This is a genomic window from Paenibacillus sp. 01T422, assembly GCF_056398785.1.
Genome location: NZ_JBFTQB010001276.1, coordinates 1 through 1,311, shown reverse-complemented (window position 1 = coordinate 1,311; position 1,311 = coordinate 1). Strand labels below are relative to the sequence as shown.

General features: G+C 37.0%; 2 protein-coding genes. Both read right to left on the bottom strand.

Annotated features, from left to right (window positions below):
- Window positions 1-24: 24 nt before the first annotated feature.
- A complete protein-coding gene (locus tag AC1DUA_RS37950; RefSeq protein ID WP_477504622.1) occupies window positions 25-366 on the bottom strand; it encodes a cupin domain-containing protein in 342 nt (113 codons plus the stop codon).
- Between the two features lie 91 nt (window positions 367-457).
- Window positions 458-1,060 carry a DUF1003 domain-containing protein gene (locus tag AC1DUA_RS37945; RefSeq protein ID WP_477504621.1) on the bottom strand — a complete coding sequence of 201 codons (603 nt, stop codon included), beginning with the start codon at window positions 1,058-1,060 and terminating at the stop codon, window positions 458-460.
- Between the last annotated feature and the right edge of the window lie 251 nt (window positions 1,061-1,311).

Here is a 1,311-nt window from a genome sequence, read left to right as displayed (position 1 = left end):
GTGGAAAAATGATTTAAACTAAACTTAATCGACGACTACCCGATCGCCCTTACTTATAGGTTGCGAAATGACTAGAAATTCGACTTCCTCATTTGATTTATTAAACATTTGATGAGGTATTAATGGAGGAACTTCGACTCCTTCTTGCGGATTAAGGACAATTTCTTTCCCTTCAATTTCAATGGTTGCAGTACCCGACAGCACGAAGAAGAATTGACGGGATTGCTGGTGATAATGTTTTACTTCTGATGTATTTGTTGGCATCCTTTCATGAATTACGCTTAAATCATTCTTTTTCACTAAATGCCAACCGTCACATTGATCTCCCCAAAAATAATGTTCCGCACTGTGCTTACTTATTTTCATTATAATAAGCCCCTCCCCCGTTGTTTTAACAGAGAATAATTATACATTATAATGAATAAAAATTCAAAAAATTCCTCCTATTGGTGCAGTTTCATTCTTCTTCCTTCCTATCAAGACTAGAAAGTCTAGATTCGATTGAAACAAGAATTTTTTTAATCTGCAACAACTCGCCGTTAAACTGTTCTAAAGTATGTAAATCATCAGCTTCAATACGGTGTAGGTGCTTCTGAATATCATCAATTTCTTGTTCTGCTTTATAATTAATAGCGAAATCGATGACTGACTCGTGTTTATCTCTGGCATTTTGTCGATTTTGGCTCATCATAATGATTGGTGCTTGAAAGGCTGCAAGAAAAGATAAGCACAGGTTCAGAAGAATAAATGGAGGTTCGTCAAAGTGAAGCGGCCTGATGAAAGGAAGCGTATTCCATATCATCCATGCGACTAGCAATGCACCAAAACAACCGATGAAAACCCAGCTTCCACCGAACTTGGCAATGCTATCGGCAAGCCGATCCGAAATGGTTGTATTTTCCGAATACTCTTCATCTACTCGATTCAGAATGCTTTTTTCATAATCGTCAACCAATCTGTCTATACGCAGTGTATTTGTTTCACTAAGCTCAATATCAAAGCCTTGAATGATGGAGGCCTCATCAAAATTGTCTATGGTTTTTTTATTCTTTTTACTCATCTCTCGAATTCCATCCTTGTACACGATTAGTGTATAGTTCCACCAAATTTATTTTTAACATATTCGTGGGTTGTTATTCGAGCTTTCGTTTCACTGCAGCCTTTTAGTTTAACTACTTTTTTGGYGCCTGAGTAAATGGATAGCCATATCAATGACAATTCCGATCAAAAAGAATGAAACAAAATGTACCAGATAAGCATGATAATAATTCGCACTCTCAGGTATCAACCAGTGCCGGAATAGCTCCGTAT